General features: G+C 60.4%; 19 protein-coding genes. 9 read left to right on the top strand and 10 right to left on the bottom strand.

What is annotated here, in order from left to right; genetic code table 11:
* The first annotated feature begins 78 nt into the window (after window positions 1-78).
* Window positions 79-870: a 3-hydroxybutyrate dehydrogenase gene (locus ACXAD0_RS04450; RefSeq protein WP_475087148.1), complete on the top strand. Its 792-nt coding sequence runs from the start codon at window positions 79-81 to the stop codon at window positions 868-870.
* A gap of 101 nt (window positions 871-971) precedes the next feature.
* The gene (locus ACXAD0_RS04445; protein ID WP_475087147.1) at window positions 972-1604 is read left to right on the top strand and encodes a response regulator; all 633 of its coding nucleotides are present in this window, start codon (window positions 972-974) and stop codon (window positions 1602-1604) included.
* Window positions 1605-1694: 90 nt separating this feature from the next.
* On the opposite strand, the gene ACXAD0_RS04440 is transcribed toward ACXAD0_RS04445, so the two are convergent.
* From ACXAD0_RS04440 to ACXAD0_RS04430, 3 genes are all read right to left on the bottom strand, one after another.
* A complete protein-coding gene (locus tag ACXAD0_RS04440; RefSeq protein WP_475087146.1) occupies window positions 1695-2633 on the bottom strand; it encodes an alpha/beta hydrolase in 939 nt (312 codons plus the stop codon).
* Window positions 2620-3825 (bottom strand): MFS transporter, encoded by a 1206-nt coding sequence (locus ACXAD0_RS04435; protein ID WP_475087145.1) that lies wholly within the window; start codon window positions 3823-3825, stop codon window positions 2620-2622. Before ACXAD0_RS04435 ends, ACXAD0_RS04440 begins: the two co-directional genes overlap by 14 nt.
* 77 nt (window positions 3826-3902) lie before the next feature.
* A complete protein-coding gene (locus ACXAD0_RS04430; RefSeq protein ID WP_475087144.1) occupies window positions 3903-7268 on the bottom strand; it encodes a hybrid sensor histidine kinase/response regulator in 3366 nt (1121 codons plus the stop codon).
* Window positions 7269-7511: 243 nt separating this feature from the next.
* Between ACXAD0_RS04430 and ACXAD0_RS04425 the strand changes: the two genes are divergently transcribed.
* Both ACXAD0_RS04425 and ACXAD0_RS04420 read left to right on the top strand, forming a co-directional pair.
* On the top strand, window positions 7512-9674 hold the full coding sequence (locus tag ACXAD0_RS04425) for a TonB-dependent receptor (RefSeq protein WP_475087143.1): 2163 nt from the start codon (window positions 7512-7514) through the stop codon (window positions 9672-9674).
* A 260-nt stretch (window positions 9675-9934) separates the two neighbouring features.
* Window positions 9935-10111, top strand: a complete 177-nt coding sequence (locus ACXAD0_RS04420; RefSeq protein ID WP_475087142.1) for a hypothetical protein — start codon at window positions 9935-9937, stop codon at window positions 10109-10111.
* 6 nt (window positions 10112-10117) lie between these two features.
* On the opposite strand, the gene pyk is transcribed toward ACXAD0_RS04420, so the two are convergent.
* A complete protein-coding gene (pyk, locus tag ACXAD0_RS04415; RefSeq protein ID WP_475087141.1) occupies window positions 10118-11554 on the bottom strand; it encodes a pyruvate kinase in 1437 nt (478 codons plus the stop codon).
* 199 nt (window positions 11555-11753) lie between these two features.
* Here pyk and ACXAD0_RS04410 point away from each other — a divergent pair, with 199 nt between their 5' ends.
* From ACXAD0_RS04410 to ACXAD0_RS04400, 3 genes are all read left to right on the top strand, one after another.
* Window positions 11754-12227 carry an META domain-containing protein gene (locus ACXAD0_RS04410; protein ID WP_475087140.1) on the top strand — a complete coding sequence of 158 codons (474 nt, stop codon included), beginning with the start codon at window positions 11754-11756 and terminating at the stop codon, window positions 12225-12227.
* 80 nt (window positions 12228-12307) lie between these two features.
* A complete protein-coding gene (locus tag ACXAD0_RS04405; RefSeq protein ID WP_475087139.1) occupies window positions 12308-12823 on the top strand; it encodes an META domain-containing protein in 516 nt (171 codons plus the stop codon).
* 336 nt (window positions 12824-13159) lie between these two features.
* Window positions 13160-14104, top strand: coding sequence for a hypothetical protein (locus tag ACXAD0_RS04400; protein ID WP_475087138.1), 945 nt, complete (start codon window positions 13160-13162; stop codon window positions 14102-14104).
* A 14-nt stretch (window positions 14105-14118) separates the two neighbouring features.
* Here the strand turns inward: ACXAD0_RS04400 and smrA are convergent, their stop codons facing one another.
* The 6 genes from smrA to ACXAD0_RS04370 form a co-directional block, all read right to left on the bottom strand.
* Window positions 14119-14706, bottom strand: a complete 588-nt coding sequence (gene smrA / locus ACXAD0_RS04395; RefSeq protein WP_475087137.1) for a DNA endonuclease SmrA — start codon at window positions 14704-14706, stop codon at window positions 14119-14121.
* Window positions 14707-14740: 34 nt separating this feature from the next.
* Window positions 14741-15607: an SDR family oxidoreductase gene (locus ACXAD0_RS04390; RefSeq protein ID WP_475087136.1), complete on the bottom strand. Its 867-nt coding sequence runs from the start codon at window positions 15605-15607 to the stop codon at window positions 14741-14743.
* Window positions 15608-15657: 50 nt separating this feature from the next.
* A complete protein-coding gene (locus tag ACXAD0_RS04385; protein WP_475087135.1) occupies window positions 15658-16137 on the bottom strand; it encodes an acyl-CoA thioesterase in 480 nt (159 codons plus the stop codon).
* A gap of 64 nt (window positions 16138-16201) precedes the next feature.
* A complete protein-coding gene (secB, locus tag ACXAD0_RS04380) occupies window positions 16202-16717 on the bottom strand; it encodes a protein-export chaperone SecB (RefSeq protein WP_475087133.1) in 516 nt (171 codons plus the stop codon).
* Window positions 16718-16844: 127 nt separating this feature from the next.
* Complete coding sequence (gene grxC / locus ACXAD0_RS04375; protein ID WP_475087132.1) at window positions 16845-17105, bottom strand: glutaredoxin 3; 261 nt, start codon at window positions 17103-17105, stop codon at window positions 16845-16847.
* 39 nt (window positions 17106-17144) lie between these two features.
* Complete coding sequence (locus ACXAD0_RS04370; protein WP_475087131.1) at window positions 17145-17555, bottom strand: rhodanese-like domain-containing protein; 411 nt, start codon at window positions 17553-17555, stop codon at window positions 17145-17147.
* A gap of 319 nt (window positions 17556-17874) precedes the next feature.
* On the opposite strand from ACXAD0_RS04370, the gene gpmI reads away from it, so the two are divergent.
* Window positions 17875-19419: a 2,3-bisphosphoglycerate-independent phosphoglycerate mutase gene (gene gpmI, locus ACXAD0_RS04365; protein ID WP_475087130.1), complete on the top strand. Its 1545-nt coding sequence runs from the start codon at window positions 17875-17877 to the stop codon at window positions 19417-19419.
* Window positions 19416-20558: a murein hydrolase activator EnvC family protein gene (locus ACXAD0_RS04360; RefSeq protein WP_475087129.1), complete on the top strand. Its 1143-nt coding sequence runs from the start codon at window positions 19416-19418 to the stop codon at window positions 20556-20558. Before gpmI ends, ACXAD0_RS04360 begins: the two co-directional genes overlap by 4 nt.
* Window positions 20559-20594: the final 36 nt, after the last annotated feature.

Genomic DNA, 20594 nt, shown 5'->3' with positions numbered 1-20594 from the left:
TCGAGCAAGGAAGCTCTGCAGTCAGCCGGTCCAAACCAACTGGCTGCAGAGTTTGCAAAACAGCCGCGGGAGTTATTTGTGCAGCGGGACAATAATAAAAAGCCAGCGTTGATTACCGGTTCCACCAGTGGTATCGGTCTGTCCATCGCCCATGCGCTTGCCGCCAACGGTCACCCGATCATGCTGCATGGCCTGATCAGTGAAGCCGAGGGCAGCGCACTCCAGCAGGATTTCAGCCAAACCCACGGGGTACCCTGTGGCTTCAGCCGCGCTGATGTGTCCTCTGAAGAGGGCTGTACCCAGCTGGTTGCCGAAACCCGCGAAGCGGTCGGCAACCCGTCCATCCTGGTGAACAATGCCGGCATCCAGTTCACAGCCAGCCTGCACGACTTTCCCAGCGCCCAGTGGAACAATATTCTGGCGATTAACCTGAGCTCCGCGTTTTTCCTCAGCCGCGAGCTGATCCCGGCGATGCGGGAGGCGGGCTGGGGACGCATTGTGAATATTTCCTCGGTACACGGCCTGGTCGCGTCCGAACAGAAAGCCGCTTACTGCGCTGCCAAGCACGGCCTGATTGGGCTGACCAAAGTCACTGCGCTCGAAAACGCCAGAAGTGGCATCACCGCCAATGCCATTTGCCCTGGCTGGGTGGAGACACCGCTCATCGAGCCGCAAATCGAGCAGCTCGCGCGGGATCACAACGAAGATCTCGACAGTGCCCGCGCACGTCTGGTCGGCGCCAAGCAACCAATGCCCACCGCCACCTCACCGCAGGCCATTGGCGAGCTGGTACTTTACTTGTGTGGCGACTTTGCCAGCACCATCACAGGCACATCGATGCCGATCGATGGCGGCTGGACCGCTCAATGATTGCTGAACCGCGCTGTCCTTGCGTTCACAGTTGACTGGTCACAAGCATGACAGGAAACGCTACACTGTCCCCCGATAAAAAAAGTGACATGTGGTGCGCTGTGAGCTACCGACTTCTGATTGCCGACGACCATCCCCTCTATCGCGATGCACTCGCGACCACTCTGCAACAGTTCTTCAACCAGTCCGGCGAACCCGGTGAGCTGCTGCAAAGCGAAGACCTTGCCTCAACCCTGGCACAGCTGCGCAGTGCGGAAGTGGACTTGCTGCTTCTCGACCTGAACATGCCCGGCACCGAGGGATTCAACGGGCTGGCGCAAATCCGCAATGACTTTCCGGGCGTGCCGGTTGTGGTGGTTTCCGGCAGTGATCGCACCGCGGTTATCCAGCAGGCGGCCGCTTTCGGCGCCAGCGGGTTCCTCTCCAAAACCGCTCGCCCGGAAGAAATTACCGAATGCATCCAGTCGGTGCTGGCCGGCGAGCAATGGTTCAGCGCCGAAGCCCTGGAAGACACCTCTGCGGGCGCACTGGAAAGTCGCCTTGCCCTGCTTACCCCGCAGCAGCTGCGTATTTTTCATATGATTGCGCAGGGACAACTCAATAAACAGATCGCCTACGACCTGCAAATTACTGAGCCAACGGTGAAGAGCCATGTGACGGCGATTCTGCGCAAACTGGAATTACGCGATCGCAAGCAGCTGATCCGCGAGGCCCAGACCCTGGTGCAGACCTGACCCACGTCGGACCACGCCGCCAGGAAATACTCCACCGCAAACCTGCATCTTCAGGAAAAGACGGCCCCGGATGTGCTCCGGGGCCAACGATTATTCTACGCCCGCAACAAACTCTGCGACGTGACGATAGAAGCGCGCACAGGCCTCGGGCACCATGGACTCCATGTTCACAAATGCGTGCACCATATCATCGAAATGCAGGCTATCCACCGGCACACCGGCGTGCTGCAATTTTTCAACGTATTGCAGCCCCTCATCCCGCAACGGGCAGAATTCTGCCGTCACCATCAGGGTCTTTGGCATCTGCGCAGTGAAGTCCCAGTACAGCGGCGACGCTTCCCGGCGATTTTCCGCGCCCTGAAAATAGTTATCGAAATACCAGGCAATCTTGCCCTTTTCGAGCAGGTAGCCACTGCCGTTCTCTTCGATAGAGGGCTGCAACATGGTGTAGTCGAGACTGGGGTAAACCAGAACCTGTGCCGCAATCGTGTGCAGCTGGTGCTGCAGCAGTCCACAGGCGCTCGCGGTCATGGCGCCGCCGCCGGAATCCCCCATGAGGATCCAGCGGTCTTCCTGCTCGATCCCCTTGTTTTTTAGTACCGCGCCCAAACCACGGACCACGGCCAGTAAATCCTCTAGGCCAGCGGGGTACGGATTTTCCGGCGCCAGTCGATAATCGATGGAAATCACCCGCCGCCCACACTGCGCGGCAATGCGTCGGCAAATCGGGTCGTAGACCGTGACACTGCCCGCCATGTGACCGCCACCGTGGCTGTAAATAATCGACGGTCCCGCAGTCAAAGTGTCCGGTGTGTACACGCGCACCGGCACGGCATACTGGTGACCGGGCACCACCGTTTCAAACGCTGTGACACCTTCCTGCACCGCGGTCACAAAACCCGCGGTCAAATTGGCCAGCCCTTCGCGGGCGGTAATCGGGGTCGGCTCGACGCCAGCGGCCTTCGCCTGCGCCACCAGCGCATTTACCCCCTCCAGCCACTCGGCGAGATTTGGATCAAGCTGTCGCATTTTCTGCCTCCGCACTTTCCGGTTTCACGTCCGCTTTCTTACCGCTTTCCGGTAGCAGGAACGAGAAGATAAACAGCGTGGAAGAACAGGCAACCGCGAGGTAAGCCGCCCATGCAGGGTTGCCCGTGCTGTCGGCCAGGGTGCCGGCAACCTGATTCAGGACCGTGGCAATACAGTAGGAAATCGACCAGAACATGGCGAAGGTAACGGTGATTCGTGCCGGCGTCATACCCGGCAGCTCTTGCGGCAAGGTCACCAGCGCAGTCATCGGCAGGAACATAAAGAAGCCCGCCAGGGCAGCCGCACTGTAAGCCATCAACGGATTCGTGGTGACCACCATCAGAGACGCAAACAGCACCAGTGCCAGGCCCGCGTAACGCAGCACCGGCAGACGCAGCGGATAGCGCTTGGTCAGCATAATGCCCGCAACCGTACCGGCCATGCCCGCGGCAATCATCACCGCCGACAGATGATGCGAAGCCACCGCGAAGCCATCGATCAGCGGGAACAGGGCAAACACGGCGATATAACAGAACAGGATGCCGCTGTAGGCGAGCGGCAGCCACCAGTTGATGGATTCGGAGAAACCCTGCTTCATGGTATAGGTTTCGCCTTCCTGCGCAGCGCCGCCACCCAGTTCAAAGTTTTCGGCGGACAGCCACCACAGCACCAGCAGCGCAATCACCATCACACCATACAGCGCCACCACCGAAGACCAGCTGCCCAGCCAGGCAGTCAACACGGTGGTACTCAGTAGCGCGAGCAGGTTACCCGTATTGAACGCCGCGGCATTGATGCCATTAATCAGCGGGCGCTCCTCGGCGGAGAAGTAATGCAGGACCACCGGGTTGAAGTACACGATCGCCAGCGCACCACCCAGACCCAGCGCCAGGCGTGAGAGCAGCCAGCCGGTGTAATCACCCGCCAGTGCACCCAGACCGCCCGCGGCGATCAGCACCAGTGACAAGCTGAAGGCACGCTTGATACCGAGCCGCGTCAGCACCAGGGCGGCGGCCAGGTTACCGATAATTTTAGCGGCGGTAATCAGGCTGCTGCCGATCGAGGCATTGGCCATCCCGGACTCGCCAAAAGAGGACTGAATGGTGGGGGTTAACATCGCCCCGGAGACCCAGGACGCGGCGAACAGCGCATAGGCGCTGAACATCAGGATTTCGAGAATATATTTCTTCATTATTTTCTCAGCTTGATCATCGCTAATTTGGTTTTATCGGACGTTACCCACAGGGTGCGACGGGGTGCCTCCCCCCGCTATACGACCTTGGTCGCAGTTGCGACCTGTTCTTTTTCGGCCACGCGGTTCTGGCTGGCCTGCAGCAGGGCGCGCAGCGCTGCCGGACGCAGCGGCTTTTGCAGGAACTGCCAGCCGCGATCCAGGGCACGGCGCTTGACCTGGTCAGTGTTCTCCGCAGAAATGATGATGCAGGGCACTTCGCGCCCCCATCCGGCCATCAACTCCTCGGCAAGCTCGATGCCATCCTGGTTATCGTCCAGGTGAAAATCCATCAGCAACAGATCGGGCTGGGCAAACTGCCGGGCCTGATCGCGACCGCCGGCACACTGCACCCGACACCCCCAGCCGGCCATCAGCACCTGCATGGCCTCGAGAATGGCGGGTTCATTATCGACACACACGACATCGAGCTTGAGCGCCCGTTGCGCGCGGGTTGGCAGGCGCGTCGGCAATGCGGCGCGGTCTCGCTCCGCAATCGCGGGCAAACGCACCCGGAAGACACTGCCCTGTCCAGGCTGGGAAGCCAGGCTGATGGGAGAATCCAGCAAGCGGCACAGGCGCTCCACCGTTGCCAGGCCCAGTCCATAACCGTGCTCACGCTCGGCAGAGCCAAGCCGACAGAATTCGCGGAAAATATTCTGCTGCTGCTCACCTTCGATCCCGATACCGGTATCCCAGACCTCGAGTGATACGGCCCCACGGCGCTGACGCGCGACCACGAGCACGCCACCTCCACGGGTGTACTTCACTGCATTGTCGAGCAGGTTCTGCATCACCCGCCGCAGCATTTTTTCATCGGACATCACCCAGGCGTTGCTGGGCCGGTAGCGAATCTCAATGCCCTTGGCCTCGGCCGCAAGGCGCGCCTGCGCCACAACGTCGTCGAGCACGCTGTCCAGTGCCAGCGGCTGCAGGTTCGGGCGAATATCACCGGCATCCATGCGGGCAATCTGCAGCATGTCGGTGATCAGCTGCTCCGCCGCAGCCAGTGCGCGATCGGCACGGCCCAGCAAGTGGCGGCTGTCTTCATCCAGCGGGCGTCCACCCAGTGCGTCGAGGAAAAGTCGCCCGGCATTCAGCGGCTGTACCAGGTCGTGGCTCGCCGCGGCGAGGAAACGGGTCTTGCCGGCGCTCGCCGCATGCAGCTCACTATTCAGCTGCTGCAGTTCTGCGGTGCGCCGCGCTACTTTATGTTCGAGCGAGTCACGCACATCGGTCAGCTCGGCCAGCGCACGCTGGTAGTCGGACACATCGGTATACGTAGTAACAAAGCCACCGCCGGGCATCGGGTTACCGCGAATCTCCAGTACGGTGCCGTCGGTGCGGTGACGCTGCACCCGATAGGCCGTACCTGCGCGCAGGTGCTCCACGCGCTTCTGCACATGCATTTCCACCTCGCCCGGGCCGCACTCTCCGCGACCTGCGTTGTACCGCACCAGTTCGGCTACCGGCTGGCCGACATAAATCAGTTCTTTGGGGTAATTGAACAACTCGATATAACGTCGGTTCCAGGCCACCAGGTTGAGGTTCGCATCAACCACCGAAATACCCGGGTCAATATTATCGATGCTGCTCTGCAGCAGGCCGCGGCCAAACTGGTAGATGGCCGACGCCTGCTCGAGGGTTTGCGCACTGGCGTCCGCGCCGCTGTACTGGCGCACCAGCCGGCGTGCGGTGGTCGACCCGACAATACCGGCGAGGACTTTCTCGACCGTTTCGCGGTAGCTGGTCGCCGGCATCTCGGAACCGCTACCGGTTTTTTCTTCCAGTGCCTGCAGGGCACGACCGGCCGCCTCCTCACCAATAAAGCGCGCCAGCAGTTCGCGCAGCTGCGCCCGATCCACCGGGCCTTCGTCTTCAGAGCCCGACTGCGGGCGCAAGCGATTTTGCAGCAGGGAAACCACAAGCAGTGCCAGCATGTTGGCACCGAGGCCAAACACACAGGTGATCGACAGAGCACTCCACTCCAGCTGCAGGGCAAGTGCAATCTGGTCGGTGGTATTCAGGGCATCCGGCAGCGCCGACAGCGCCCACACGGAGGAACCGGCGAAGAGCCCTGCAAGCACCCCGCTGGCGCGCAGGCGCATCCAGTGCTTGGGCCAGAAAATGGCCGCAACCATGGCCGGCGCCAGTTGCGCCACCAGTGCCAGCGACAGCAAGCCGAAGGTACCCAACCGGACCCCCGCGCCAATCCACTCATTCACCGCAAACGCCGCCAGCATCACCATGGCTATAATCACCCGGCGTACACGACGCAGGTCGGAGCCGAGCATCTGGCTCTGCGGGCGCGCCTGCAGGCGCTGCACCCACCAGGGCACGATCATGGTATTGGCAATCATGGTCGACAGCGCGATGGTGGCGATGATCACCATGCTCGAGCCCGCCGACAGCCCGCCCACAAAGGCCAGCAACGCAAGGGTGGGTGAACCACTCTCTAACGGAATCCCGAGAACAAAACGCTCCGGATTGCCATAAGAGTCCGGCAGCCACAGCAGGCCGCCATAGCCCACCACCACGATGGCCGCCGCGAGAATGCCCAGGTATACCGGGATTAGCTTGCGGACGGTGCCGATATCCTTTTCACCATCGCTCTCAATCATCAGGATATGGAACTGGCGCGGCAGGCAGAACATCGCCGCCATGCCCAGTACCACCACCGCCAGGAAGCCGGTGTCGGCGGGCCGGCTCGCCGCGAGCTGCTCGACCCGCTCACTGGCCAGCACGGCGCGGGCGAAATCCGCTCCGCCATCAAACGCACCGTTCATGACGAACCAGCCAACCGCCACAAAGGCGCCGATTTTGATCAGCGCCTCGAACGCCACCGCGAGCAACATGCCATTGCGGTGGGCACTGCTATCAATATGGCGGGTGCCAAACAGCAGGGCGAACAGTCCCAGGGTCACACTGACTACCGCCGTGAGTAGTGAAGAACTGATTTCTACACTATTGGATAAAAGAAGGAATCCATCCGCGACAGCACGCAACTGCAAGGCGAGATAGGGCAACACTGCGACGAGCGCGAGCACGGCAACGGCGCCTGCCAGCCACTGCGAGCCACCGTACTGTGCGCTGATAAAATCGGCGATCGATGTAGAACCCTGCTGTTTGGCGCGGCGCACGAAACGGGCCAGCAGCGGCGCACCCACAACGAGCATCAGGGTGGCACCGACAAAGGTGGGCGGCACCAGCCAGCCCTCTTCAATGGCCTGGGCCGGTGTTCCGAAAAACATCCACGCGCTGGTATAGGTGCCGGCCAGCGCGAGCAGCAGCGGCTTGACAGGGCGCAGGCGCACGGCGGGCACCCGGTCGCCCCAGAAGGCAATGGCAAAAAGCAGCAGCAGATACGCCAGCCCAACTACAGCCAGCGACGTCAAGCTAAACAATTGAGTTCACCTTCGTTATTCTTGTGCCCAGCCGGGCAGTTGCTGGCTGAGGTACATCTCTCGATGCGACCCCTCTCCAGAGTCGCCATCCCACAATACCCCAGCGGTTGTTTTTTGTCCCCTGTCCCGGCGGGCCATAGCGTCATACCTTGGTCTAACAGGCAGGGTTTTCCAAAGTGGCTACAGTGGGTACCCAGCGATACCTATATAAAAACCATAATTTGGTGAATGGAGAGAACCGTTATGAAACCAATCAAGTTCCACCCCCTCGCTGCCGGCGTCCTCGCTGCATGCGGAACCACTTTTGCCTATGGCGATGCGGCCCTCGAAGAGATCACCGTGACCGCCCAGAAACGTGAGCAGTCTTTGCAGGAAGTACCGGTAGCCGTGACCGCCATCGGTGAATCCGCCCTGACAGAGAACGGTATCGTCGACATGACCGATATCCAGAAGCTCTCTCCCAACACCACGCTGCAGGTGAGCCGCGGCACCAACTCCACCCTGACCGCCTTTATCCGCGGTATCGGCCAGCAGGATCCGCTGTGGGGCTACGAGCCGGGTGTTGGTATCTATATTGATGACGTCTACATCGCTCGCCCGCAGGGTGCAGTGATGGATGTGTTCGATGTGGAGCGCATCGAAGTGCTGCGCGGCCCGCAGGGTACCCTGTACGGCAAGAACACCATTGGCGGCGCAGTAAAATATGTCACCAAGAAAATGACCGGCGACACTGAAGTGTCCATCGGTTCCAGCCTGGGTAGCTACAACCAGCGCGACCTCAAGATCAAGGCCTCCACCGGCCTGACCGAAAACCTGAACATCGGTGCGGCGATCGCCAGCTTTAACCGCGACGGTTTCGGTGAAAACCTGGTGACCGGCGAAGACCAGTACAACAAAGATATCCTCGCGGCACGCGTCAGCCTGGAATACTCCCCGAACGCCGACCTGTTCATCCGCTTCGCGGCTGACCAGACCACCGACGACTCCGCGTCCAAGCACGGTCATCGCTTCGGCACCGGTTTTGGCGGTGAGGCCGTACTCGACAGTGTCTACGATACCCAGTCCAACCTGCCTGCGGACAACCTGGTAGAAACCAGTGGCATGTCCCTGACCGCGGAATGGCAGCTGTCCGACAGCATCACCGTCAAGTCTGTCACTGCCAGCCGTGAAGGCGAAACCGAAACCGTGATCGATTTCGACAGCGTACAGGCAGCGGGCTTCGACGTGCCGGCGTACTACGACGACGAGCAGTTCACCCAGGAATTCCAGCTGATCTGGCAGGGTGAGAACGCGGATCTGGTGAGCGGCATTTACTACTACGACGGCACCGCCGCCGGTGGTTACGATGCGGTTCTGGAAGGCAATGGCATCACTGTGAATGTTCTGGGTGCGGTAGACACCGAAAGCATGTCTGCCTACGCGCACTACAACTGGCAGTTCGCCGACCAGTGGAACCTGAACCTGGGCGGCCGCTATACCCGCGACGAAAAATCTGCAGACGTTTACAACGCAGTGCTGCTGGGCCTCGGTAGCGAGCTGTCCCACGACAAGTACTACGCCGATACCCCGGACCCCGTTGTCCTGGCCGTACGTACCGACTACACCAACAGCGATTCCTGGGGTGAGTTCAGCCCGCGCATTGGCGTCGACTACCAGATCAGTGAAGACGCAATGATGTACGCCGCGTACAGCACTGGCTTCAAGAGCGGCGGCTTCGACATGCGCGGTGTTGCCACCAGCAACCCGCTCACCACCGAAGGCTACGCGCCGGAAACCGTACGCACCGCAGAACTGGGCTGGAAACTGGACGCACTGGATAATCGCCTGCGCCTCAACGGTGCCCTGTTCCGTGCCGACTACACCGACATGCAGCTGACCACCCAGCGCCTGCTGGACGACGGCACTACCGCCGGTGACGTACTCAACGCAGGTAAGTCCCGCATTCAGGGCATCGAGCTGGAACTCTCCCTGGCGATGACTGACAACCTGTCTGCCAATGCCAACCTGGGCTGGGTCGACGCGGAGTTTGTCGAGTTTATCTCCGGCGGTATGGATATCTCCGATACCCGCGACATGCAGAACACGCCGGACACCACTGCGATGGTTCAGCTGAACTGGTCCATGCCGGTCGCCGGTGGCGAAATGGTGGTAGTACCTTCGGTTTCCTACCGTTCCGATACCCAGATCTTCGAACAGCCGAGCATTCTCGATCAGGACGCCTACACCCTGGTGGACCTGACCGCGACTTACTACAGCCCGGACGGCAACTGGAACATCGGCCTGCAGGGTAAGAACCTGGCAGATGAGGAATATCGTATCGCTGGCTACAACTTCGGTGGCCCATTCGATACGGCGTTCTACGGTGCGCCGCGCACCATCGCGCTGACCGGTAACTACACCTTCTAAGTTCTCTCAGAAATTGCATCAAGCGGGAGTTCCTCGGCTCCCATCGCTTTGAGCAAAACCTTTGCCGCGGCCAGTAATGACCGCGGCTTTTTTGTTTCTGCGTCACGGGTTTTCCACGCCGTCCTCAGGGAGGGCCGGCGCATAACCGCACAAATTGGCGCGCCAAGCCTCATCCTGTCAGCTGATTCCCCTAGTCTGAAGAAAAGGCAATCAACAAGTGGCGCCCACCGGGTCGCCCGCCCACCAATGAGGTAAGCGACGTGCAGAAGTTATGCTGTATTCTGCTGGTTGCGGCCTTGGCGACAGGAGTTGCCGGTTGTGCCACCACAACCGAGCCCGCAGGAATTCCCAGTACCCTTTCCCTGAACGGCAAAGAGTTCCATTGCATGGAGCAGGAGCTGGAGAGCAAGATATTGGTGCGCTGCGTACGCTCCTGAACGGGGTTATTCTACCTCGACAATGCGCAGGGTATCGGTACTGCCGCCAATATCCTGATGGTAACCGCGACTGATCAGCACCGAATCCCCACGCTGTATCAGTTCGTGCTCCATCAGGTAGGCAATCGCCTGTCGATCCCGGGCGACGGCATCCATCCCTTCAACCGATTTCAGTACCGGGTGTACGCCGCGGTATAGCGCCACGCGGTTGCAGGTGGCGGGATGGCGACAGAAGGCGAAAATCGGGATGCCCGCACGTACGCGAGACATCAAGCGTGCGGTATTGCCGGTTTCCGTCTGGCAGATGATCGCGCGAATATCGCGGCAGTGGTTGGCGATGGTCATCGCCGCCATGGCGATGCAGGCATCACCCGCGGGGTAATTGTCCTGCATCGCCCTGGGCGGGCGCCGGCGGATACGATGCTTTTCTGCACCGACAATCACGTCGGCCATATGCGCAACGGTTTCCACCGGATAATCCCCGGCCGCTGTCTCCGCCGACAGCATGACTGCGTCGGTGCCATCCAGTACCGCGTTGGCGACATCACACACTTCTGCGCGCGTGGGCACCGGGCTGGAGATCATCGACTCCATCATTTGGGTGGCGGTGATGACCACTCGATTCAAATGGCGCGCACGCTTGATCAGATACTTCTGCACGCCCATCAGTTCGGCGTCGCCAATCTCCACGGCGAGGTCACCGCGCGCCACCATGATGATGTCACTGGCGCGAATCAGCGCATCCAGATGCGCTTCATCTGCGACCGCCTCGGCGCGCTCGATCTTTGCCACCAGGTGGGCGGTGCCACCGGCGTTACGCAGCAGGGTGCGTGCATGTTCCATGTCCGCGGCATCACGGGGAAACGACACCGCCAGGTAGTCGAGTTCCAGCTCGGCGGCGACCTTGATATCCCGCAGATCCTTGGCGGTCAGCGCCGGCGCAGTCAGGCCACCGCCTTTTTTGTTGATACCCTTGTTGTTCGAAAGCCAGCCGCCCACTTCCACGCGGGTATGCAGCGCGTCGCCGGCAACGCGTTCGACGCGCAACCGCAGGCGACCGTCATCCAGCAGCAGGAGGTCCCCGGATTTGCAGTCCCTGGACAGATCGGGATAGTCGACCGACACGCCCTCCACGTTGCCACCACCGGCAGTCCAGTGGGGATCCAGCACAAATTCTGCGCCGGGCTCCAGCTGCACCCGCCCCTCACTGAATTTACCCACGCGAATTTTGGGGCCCTGCAGGTCACCGAGAATCGCCACATGGCGGCGCTGACGGGCGGCCTCACTGCGCACCCGCTCTGCGCGGCGGCGATGATCGTCCGCGTCACCGTGGGAGAAATTGAGGCGAACGGTATCCACCCCCTCACCGATAAGCTGCTCGAGCACGCCAGCTTTGTCCGTTGCCGGCCCCAGCGTGGCGACAATTTTGGTGCGTCTGAGCATGTGACCCTTTCCCTGTGGCGACAAACGGCGAAAACACTCCCAAAGCATAGCTTGGCGCCAAAAGCGTCTTGAGGGCACCTGCGAACTACTAAGCTTCAATCAGGCCCCGCTGGAAGTGGCGGGCGCATTGTCGTGACGCGCGATCGGCAAACAGTCACCCCAGGGAACGGGGATAGCAGAGACAGGGAGCAGTGTGGGCATGAGCAAGGTAGTGCAGCTGTGGCTGGCAGGGCTGGCCATCGTAATCAGTGGCTGTATTGGCGTGGGCAATGACGAACCCCAGCTAACCCAGTCAGCGGGGAACATCAGTAGCGTGTGCGGCAATCAATGGGAGCTGAAGCGCCTGCGCCTCAATGGTGAGGTAGTGGGCATTGAGCGACTGAGCGATTTTACATTCCTCTGCAACAACGAAGGCAGAGTGATGGGCAAAAGTGGCATCAATACCTATGGTGGTGCGCTGCAGGTGACCGAGAATGGTTTGTTGCTCTGGGATACGGCGAGCTTTGTCTCCACCAAGATGGCGGGGCCGCCGCCACTGATGGAGCAGGAGACGACCTATTTGCGCGCCCTGTCCGGCACGCGCCAGGCGTTCACCAAATCGGGCGATTCGCGACTGATCCTGCGCGATCCGTCTGGCAACATTTACCTCGAGTATGTAAAGTCGTCGCCGTAAAAGTTTCCACAGCTTGAACCCCGCCACAGATTGCTGGGCGACAATGGGGTTAAATCTCTTGCAGTAAAAGAGATAACGCTATGTCATTCGAGAGAATTTCGCTGGTTGCGCTATCCCTGGCCGCCAGCCTTTTCGTACAGGGATGCGGCATGTTGGGTGCGGACTCTGCGGACCCACAAAATATGCGCGCGGACACCGACGAGGTGGCCGCTTCCACCCTGTGTGAATATCCGTGGATGCTCCACAGTCTTACCGTCGATGGCCGTGAGCACGATACCGGCCTGTTCTGGCGCAAACTCTGGCGCGACCGCCCCTACCTGACCTGTGATGATCGCGGCATTGTGCGTGGCAGCGCAGGCGCCAACCCGTTTACCGGTCGCTTCCTGCTGTCAGATGATGGCGCCTTGCGCTGGCCAAAGTCACCGCGGGTATCGAGCATGGGCGGGCCCCGCGACAGCAGCGAGCTGGAAAAAGATTTCCTGCGCGCACTGCCGCAAACCGATCAGCTGAAAATCCGCGGCGATACGCTGATTCTCACCGGAGACGCCGGTGCGATTCAGATCGAATTCCACCGCGCGGAAGAAATGCCCAAGTAAACACTTAGGCCGCAGCGGAACACTACCGACAAGCGACACCTTCGTATTTGGCCGTGACGGCCTTGCGACCCGCCTTTCAGCTCGCGTATCGCTCCGCGCACCCATAAAAAAAGCGGCCCCAGGGGCCGCTGTCATTCAGCGATTCAAAGAACGAAATTCAAAAGAGAAGAATGATTTCGGGACAAGCGCGTCTCCGTAATCTGCGTGCAGTTTAACGATGCAATATTGCAAGTCGATGACACCGATACCCTCACTGTAATTTGCTGTAATGACCGAAGGCTGTAAGTCAGCCACACCTTTCCGTACATTCGCAATAAACGGGAAGGAGCCCACAACGTGCCAAAGCCTGCACTCATTATCCCTGTGATCGCGGTAGCGATCACTTCGTTATGCGTTGCCAGCCTCGCCTATCCGAACGACGCCACGTCAGATAATTTCTGCCGCGAAATCGCAATCGGCTATACCGATGGGGACATCAATGGCGTCATCGGCGTGCGCCCAGACCAGCCCTTCGGCGGCCCTCCAATCAATTCCTTTTCCGCCCTTGGGGAAGACGATTTCGACCAGTACAACCTGCGTGGCCGCTATGACTATCGCCACCATCGTTTTTCTTTTGGGTATGATCGTACACGTCTGGATGGCAACACCACTGACCTCTGGCAAGGACGCTACCCCTCGAATCTCGCCACCGCACCCTCCAATATTTTTGCTGCGCCCATTGCGATACCCGCCCACTCTGAAACAGATCTGGATCTATATCGCTTCGGTTACCAATACGTGTTGGACACCGACATTGCCGGCAAGCGCCTGCAATTGGCACCGGGCGTCGAAGTGGCGGTCGTGGATGTAGAGTTTGATCTGGAAGTCTTGCCACCAGTTGCCATGCCATCGCTCAATGATCCTGCGATCCAGCCAACGTTTACAGGACAGATCGACGGGATATTTACCGGCGATGTACCCGCGGGCGTCATCGCCGTCGAGACAAAACTGGGTAGCAGCTACAACCAACCCGCATTGCGTTTTGGCGGCACTGCGGAGTTATGGTTGAGCGACAGGTTCTCCGTGGCGGCCGAGGTGTATGAGTCTATCGACACCAATGACTGGGCCCAGGTCAGCTCGCTCATGGCAAGCCTGCGCTTTTCTGCGCTGCGCAACCACAGAGGAGAAGTCTTGCTGGAACTGGGTGTCGGCCAGGAAACCCTGGACTATAACGAAGGCCGCGATGTTTTGCGGGCCGAGTATCGGGAACTGGTGCAGGGCAATTTGATCGTGCGCTTCTGAACCAATTTAAGGCGCTACCAGCGACGCTGGTGACGCTCCAGGTTTTCCTGTCGCTTGCGCTCACTCTTGCGCAGCAGTACGTAAGTGGCTCCGAGGCCGCCGTGGGGTTTCTGCGCACTGTGAAAGGCCAGCACTTCGTCGAGCTGGGGCAACCAGGCATTCACACAACTTTTCAGCAGAGCAGGCTGCTTGCGTCCTTCGCCCTTGCCGTGGGTAATCAACGCACAGCGAATGTCCGCCTCGACACAATCGCGGATAAATTCAAACACCGCACGGCGCGCCGCTTCGACCGTATGCCGGTGCAAATCGAGCCGCGCCTCCAGCGCATACTTGCCAAGCCGCAAGTTGCGGTAGACGCCGTTCTGCACTCCATCGCGTTTAAACTCCAGCGGATCGCGTGGATCCACTGGCTCGACAAATTCACCGCCGAGCGGATTCAATTCCGCCTGGGTCTCGGCCGTGGCGGCCTCGCGCCGCGCGCGCAGGTTCAGCTTGTCACTGGCATCTTCTTTCTTCAGCGCGACTTTGCGCTCACGCACCAGTGGTTTTACATCACCGAGTTCACCCAGCGCATTCTGGAACTCGTTCCGGTCATCACTCATGGCTTTCCCCCCGGTCAGCCTGTACTGCAAATCTTCAAGGGTCGACGAACAGGTCCACCATCAATGCTTCGGCATTGTCTGGATTGTGCGCGTAGCCCTTAAACTCTTCGACGCCGCGCTCGCGCAACAGATCCTCATCGAGGATCTGGCGGCCGGTGAGTTCGCCACCGAAGGTCGAGAGAATCTCATACGCCGCATCGGCCATAATCGCCGGCGTGCGGCTCTGTTCAAACATATCGCGGTTGCCCACCGCAAACTCGATCGCGGCCGTGGCCACAATGGTGCGCGGCCACAAGGTGGTCACGCTAACACCATCTTCCTTCAGCTCTTCCGCCAGGCCCATACTCAGCAGGGTCATACCAAACTTGGACAACGCGTAGGGGGCAAAGGGTCCCACCCAGCGGGGTTCAATATTGAGCGGCGGCGACAGGCTCAGGATATGCCCGTTATCGGACTGTTTCAGGTACGGCATGGCCAGATGCGCCGTCAGATAGACCGCACGGCTGTTCACACTTTGCATCAGGTCGTAGCGCTTCGGGGGCGTCGCAGCCACATTGGTCAGGTTGATCGCGCCGGCATTGTTCACCACTGCATCGATACCGCCAAATGTCTCGGCCGCCTTGGCCAGGGCATCCGACACCTGCTGCTCGTCCCTCACATCCACCTTGAGCGCCAGCGCCTTGCCGCCCTTGCATTCCACCTCTTTCGCCACCGAGTGGATCGTACCCGGCAGTTTCGGGTGCGGCTCATCAGACTTGGCCGCAATCACGATATTGGCCCCGTCTTCAGCGCACTTGAGCGCAATCGCCCGGCCAATGCCGCGGCTGGCGCCGGTAATAAAAATCGTGCGCCCCTCGAGGGCACCGGTATTGCGCGTCAGGGTTTCAAAGGATTCGCTCATGGTTATCCAACCTCGGTTTTGTGCTGCCCCGCGTACGGGAGCCCAACAGATTACGACGTCGATGTCGCCGTCGGTTCACTCACCACTGCCGCGCCATAGGTCTCGCGGAAGATGGGCGGCATGCGCCGCGGGCGGCCGCTGGAAAGCTCGATACACACCAGTTGCCACTTTGCGCGCAGGATCAACGCACCATCGGACTCACGAAACACCTGAAAACGCCGGGTGATATTGAGGCGACCATCCACCTCGGTGAGCCAGGTGCCGAACACCAGCGCATCCCCCTCCCTCGCGGCCAGTATATAGTCGTACTCGGCGTGACGGATTGCCATGCCACGGTCGAGCTCCTGATAGGCGGGCAGGTCCATGCCCAGCGCGACACTGTGCCCCCAACCCGTCTGCTCGCACCAGCGCACATACTCGATGTTATTGGCGTGATGCAGCCCATCCACATGCTCGGGCCCGACGATGACACGCTGGGTAAACGGCTGCGGCAAGTCCCATTTCAGGACCGATTCCGGACGATCTGACAAAACTCCCCTCCCTGAACGCAAAAAGGCCCCATAAAGGGGCCTTTGAGATCAGCGCGCCGAAAGATCAGGCGTCGCTGTTTTCCTGCTGGCCCTCGGCCTGCTGAGCGGCCTGCTGCAGGGCAGCGGCAAACAGCGCGTCGAAATTAATCGGCGGCAGCATCAGGGCAGGGAAAGAACCCTTGGTCACGACATTGTCGACCACTTCACGGGCGTACGGGAACAGCATGTTCGGGCAGGCGGTGTTGAGTACCTGCGCCAGCTGCTGGCCTTCGAGGCCCTGAATAGCGAACAGACCGGCCTGCTTCACTTCTACCAGGAACGCAGTCTCTTCACCCAGGTTAACGGTGATGGTGAGGGTCAGGCTGACCTCGTACAGGTCCTCGTCTACCTTCTCGGTCTTGGTGTTCAGCTCCTGGTTAACCTGGGGCTGCCACTGCTTCTTGAAAACCTCTGCGCCCATCGGGGTCTCGAAAGAGAGGTCTTTCAGGTAGATTCGCTGCATTGCGAACTGGACTTGGGGGGCTTCTGCGCCAGCTGCTGCTGCGCCGTTCTGTTCTTCAGCCATGTTACTGCCTGTCATTGATATTCGTTGAATTATGTATGCCTTCCCTGAGAAAGACTCCCTGTATGCTTAAGCAGATGGGGCCGCCCCAAACCATTTCAAGGGGCCGCGCGCGCAAATTGCCGCTTTTGTTGCCCGGGCCCAGTCAGGCCTGCTCTTTGAGCAACTGGTCGAGCTTGCCGCTGCGCTCGTGCGCCATCAGCTGGTCACAGCCGCCCACATGATAGTCGCCAATCCAGATCTGCGGGACGGTGCGCGCCCGCGCTTTGGCGGTCATCTCCGCGCGCAATGCCGGATTGCCGTCGACGGATATCTCCGTGTACTTCACCTTCTTCTTGTCGAGCAGGTATTTGGCCCGCACACAGAAGGGGCAGAAACGGGTCGTATAAATGACTACTTCAGGCATAGCGGGTACCACTCTTTCCCCGGACCAGCGGTCCGGTAATTAGCCCTTGACCAGCGGCAGGTTCTGGCCGCTCCACTCGGTCATGCCACCCTGCAGGCGACGCACCTCGAAGCCCTTGCTTTTCAGCAGGCGCCCGACCGCACCGGCATGCTGGCCCATCTTGTCGGCGACGATGACAGTCTTGTCCTTGTGTGGCTCCAGTTCGCCCAGGCGATCGGCAACCTCTCCATGGGGGATATTCACCGCGTCGACGATGTGGCCAGCACGGAAATCGTTCTTGTCGCGCACGTCCAGCACACAGGCGCCATCGCTGTTGATCATGCGAGTGACCTCGTGCACACCGGCGGGCACCCCTGCCTTGAAACGCTCAAGAAACACAAATGCATAGAGCAGGATGACCAACAGACTCACCAGCATCCACTGTTCACTCATAAAGACGAAAAAGTCCACTTCGCCCCCTTCTTTATATGGTTAGCGACCGGCGGATCCTATCGGCCAGGCATCTGCTGCCCGTTCAACCGGGCTGCTGCCAGCCAGATCCGTACATTATCCTTCGGACTTGGCGCGCAAAGGCTGCCGAGTCGGGAAAGGGCGGCAGTATACACGATCACAGCTGCGTCCGAGCCCACCGGGCACCCGCCAGCTCCGGCAGAATATGACCCGACATTCATTTGCTGAAATGCCCCGCTGACGATAGGGGACGAACAGGTTAAAATGCGCCACTCTCCGACACCCCGGTTTTACCAATCTCGCTACAGGACCCCGCGCCATGGCCGCTGAGCACACCAAACGCCCCCTCGTTCTGCTGATCCTCGATGGCTTCGGCCACAGTGACAGTCCGGAGCACAACGCCATCCACGCGGCCAACTCCCCGGTGTGGGACAGCATCTGGGCCAACAACCCCAAGACCCTGATCCAGACCTCGGGGATGGCGGTAGGACTTCCGGAAGGGCAGATGGGCAACTCCGAAGTGGGCCATATGACCCTCGGCGCGGGCCGCGTGGTGTACCAGAACTTCACCCGCATCAATAAAGCCATCAAGGACGGCGAGTTCTTCCGCAACCCGGCCTACACCAATGCCGTAGACCAGGCCATCGCCAGCAATGGCGCGGTACATATCATGGGCCTGCTGTCGGAAGGTGGCGTACACAGCCATGAAGACCACATCGTTGCTATGGTCACCCTGGCGGCGCAGCGCGGCGCCAGGGCGGTGTACCTGCACGCGTTCCTCGACGGTCGCGATACCCCACCGCGCAGCGCCGAGCCTTCCCTCGATCGCCTGACCCAGGTCTGCGACGCGGTGGGCAACGCGCGCATCGCCACCCTGGCCGGCCGCTACTTCGCCATGGACCGCGACCAGCGCTGGGACCGCGTGCAGCCGGTCTACGACCTGCTCACCCTCGGTGAAACCGACTACCAGGCCGAGTCCGCCGTGGCGGGCCTCGAAGCGGCCTATGCCCGCGACGAGAACGACGAATTTGTTGCGCCGACCCGTATCGGTGACGCAGCACCGATTGCCGATGGCGACGCGGTGATCTTTATGAACTTCCGCCCGGACCGCGCGCGCCAGCTGACCCGCGCCTTTACCGAGCCGGGCTTCGATGGCTTCGAGCGCCGCGCCACCCCCAAGCTGGCCGACTTTGTGATGACCACTGAGTACGCGGCGAACTTTGAAGCCAGCTGCGCCTTCCCCCCCGAGCCGCTGGTCAATTCCTTTGGCGAATACCTGTCTGGCATCGGCAAGACCCAGCTGCGCATTGCCGAAACCGAAAAATATGCCCACGTCACCTTCTTCTTCAGTGGCGGCCGTGAAGAACCGTACAGCGGTGAAGTCCGCGAACTGATCAAGTCACCGGACGTGGCCACCTACGACCTGCAGCCGGAAATGAGCGCGCCGGAAGTCACCGACAAACTGGTGGCCGCAATCGAGAGCGGCGAGTACGACGCCATCATCTGTAACTACGCCAACGGCGACATGGTCGGCCACACCGGTGTGTTCGACGCCGCGGTAAAGGCGGTGGAAGCGCTGGACGGCTGCGTCGATCGCGTAGTGAAGGCCGCTTTGAATGCCGGCGGCGAAGTACTGATCACCGCTGACCACGGCAACGTCGAAGAGATGTTCGATGCCGGATCCGGCCAGGTGAGCACCCAGCACTCGACTCTGCCGGTACCTTTCGTCTATGTTGGTAAGCGCCAGCTCAACCTGCTCGACGGCGGCAGCCTCGCCGACGTTGCGCCGACCATGCTGGCACTGATGGGCATTGAACAGCCCGCCGAAATGACTGGTAAAAGCCTGGTACAACTCGAATCATGAAGCGTTTTTTGATCGCGCTGGCCGCCGCCCTGGCCACCAGCCTGCTGACCCTGCCCGCATCGGCCCAGACCGATGCAGAGCAACAAGCCCGCCTGGAAGAGATCCGCCAGCGTATCGCCACGCTGCAGCAGGAACTCAACCAGGTACGCAGTGAGCGCGATCAACTGCTGAAAGATCTCGAGAACAACGAGCGCAGTATTTCCGAGCTGCACGAGCGCATCGACAAGATCAAGCGCGACATGCATAGCCGCACCAAGAAGCTGCAGGAGCTCAAGCACGAGCAGGAGCAGCTGGAAGAATCGCGGCGAAGTATGCAGCGGCGGGTCGAGCAGGAGATCGCCGCCGCTTACCGCCTCGGGAGACAGGAGCAGGTCAAACTGCTCCTCAACCAGCAAGACCCCCACCAGATCGCCCGCCAGCTCCGCTACCACGAATACTTCCTCAAAGAACGCAGCCGCGTTATCGACGACTACCTCGAGACCATCACTTCCCTCGATACCGTCAGCACCAGCATCGAGCGCGAACGCAATACCCTGGCAACGGAACGCAATCAGCTGGAAGAACGCCAGCAGCAACTGACCGGTGCGCAACGTTCCCGCCAGGCCACCCTGGATCGCCTGGCCGCGCGCCTCGCCGACAAAAGCGGAGAACTGAAGCAATTACAGGGGGACCGCAACCGCCTGCAGCGCCTGGTGGATGAAGTGGGCCGGGCACTGGCAACACTGGTCAATCCCGCAAGCGATCAGCCGTTTGCGAAACAGCGGGGACGCATGGAGTGGCCCACCAAAGGACGCAAGGCCAATGCGTTCGGTCAGCGGCGCAGCAACGGCATCACCTGGACCGGCGTTACCATTCGCGCCAATGCCGGCGATCGGGTACGCGCCATCCATCGCGGACGCGTGGTTTTTTCTGACTACCTGCGCGGCCAGGGCATGCTGGTGATCGTCGACCATGGTGATGGCTACATGAGCCTCTATGCCCACAACCAGTCACTCACGCGAAATATCGGTGAGTGGGTCGAACGCGGTGACACTATCGCCCGGGTCGGCAACAGTGGCGGCGTTGAATACAACGGGGTGTATTTCGAAATCCGCCGCAACGGCAAACCCATCGATCCCTCCGTCTGGTGCCGCCGCTAATCATCGCCGCGCTCCCCGGCACGCCACGGCCCACCC

Source organism: Microbulbifer sp. ABF4_148 (assembly GCF_056158985.1).
The sequence above is the reverse complement of the archived record's forward strand: the minus strand, read 5'-3'. Positions and strand labels throughout refer to the sequence as shown.

Coding starts and splice junctions, on each gene's coding strand:
- gpmI (WP_475087130.1), top strand. CDS start 17,875: ATGGCCGCTGAGCACACCAAACGCCCCCTCGTTCTGCTGATCCTCGAT.
- ACXAD0_RS04425 (WP_475087143.1), top strand. CDS start 7,512: ATGAAACCAATCAAGTTCCACCCCCTCGCTGCCGGCGTCCTCGCTGCA.
- ACXAD0_RS04440 (WP_475087146.1), bottom strand. CDS start 2,633: ATGCGACAGCTTGATCCAAATCTCGCCGAGTGGCTGGAGGGGGTAAAT.
- pyk (WP_475087141.1), bottom strand. CDS start 11,554: ATGCTCAGACGCACCAAAATTGTCGCCACGCTGGGGCCGGCAACGGAC.
- smrA (WP_475087137.1), bottom strand. CDS start 14,706: ATGAGTGATGACCGGAACGAGTTCCAGAATGCGCTGGGTGAACTCGGT.
- secB (WP_475087133.1), bottom strand. CDS start 16,717: ATGACAGGCAGTAACATGGCTGAAGAACAGAACGGCGCAGCAGCAGCT.
- ACXAD0_RS04410 (WP_475087140.1), top strand. CDS start 11,754: ATGAGCAAGGTAGTGCAGCTGTGGCTGGCAGGGCTGGCCATCGTAATC.
- ACXAD0_RS04435 (WP_475087145.1), bottom strand. CDS start 3,825: ATGAAGAAATATATTCTCGAAATCCTGATGTTCAGCGCCTATGCGCTG.
- ACXAD0_RS04360 (WP_475087129.1), top strand. CDS start 19,416: ATGAAGCGTTTTTTGATCGCGCTGGCCGCCGCCCTGGCCACCAGCCTG.
- ACXAD0_RS04405 (WP_475087139.1), top strand. CDS start 12,308: ATGTCATTCGAGAGAATTTCGCTGGTTGCGCTATCCCTGGCCGCCAGC.
- ACXAD0_RS04390 (WP_475087136.1), bottom strand. CDS start 15,607: ATGAGCGAATCCTTTGAAACCCTGACGCGCAATACCGGTGCCCTCGAG.
- grxC (WP_475087132.1), bottom strand. CDS start 17,105: ATGCCTGAAGTAGTCATTTATACGACCCGTTTCTGCCCCTTCTGTGTG.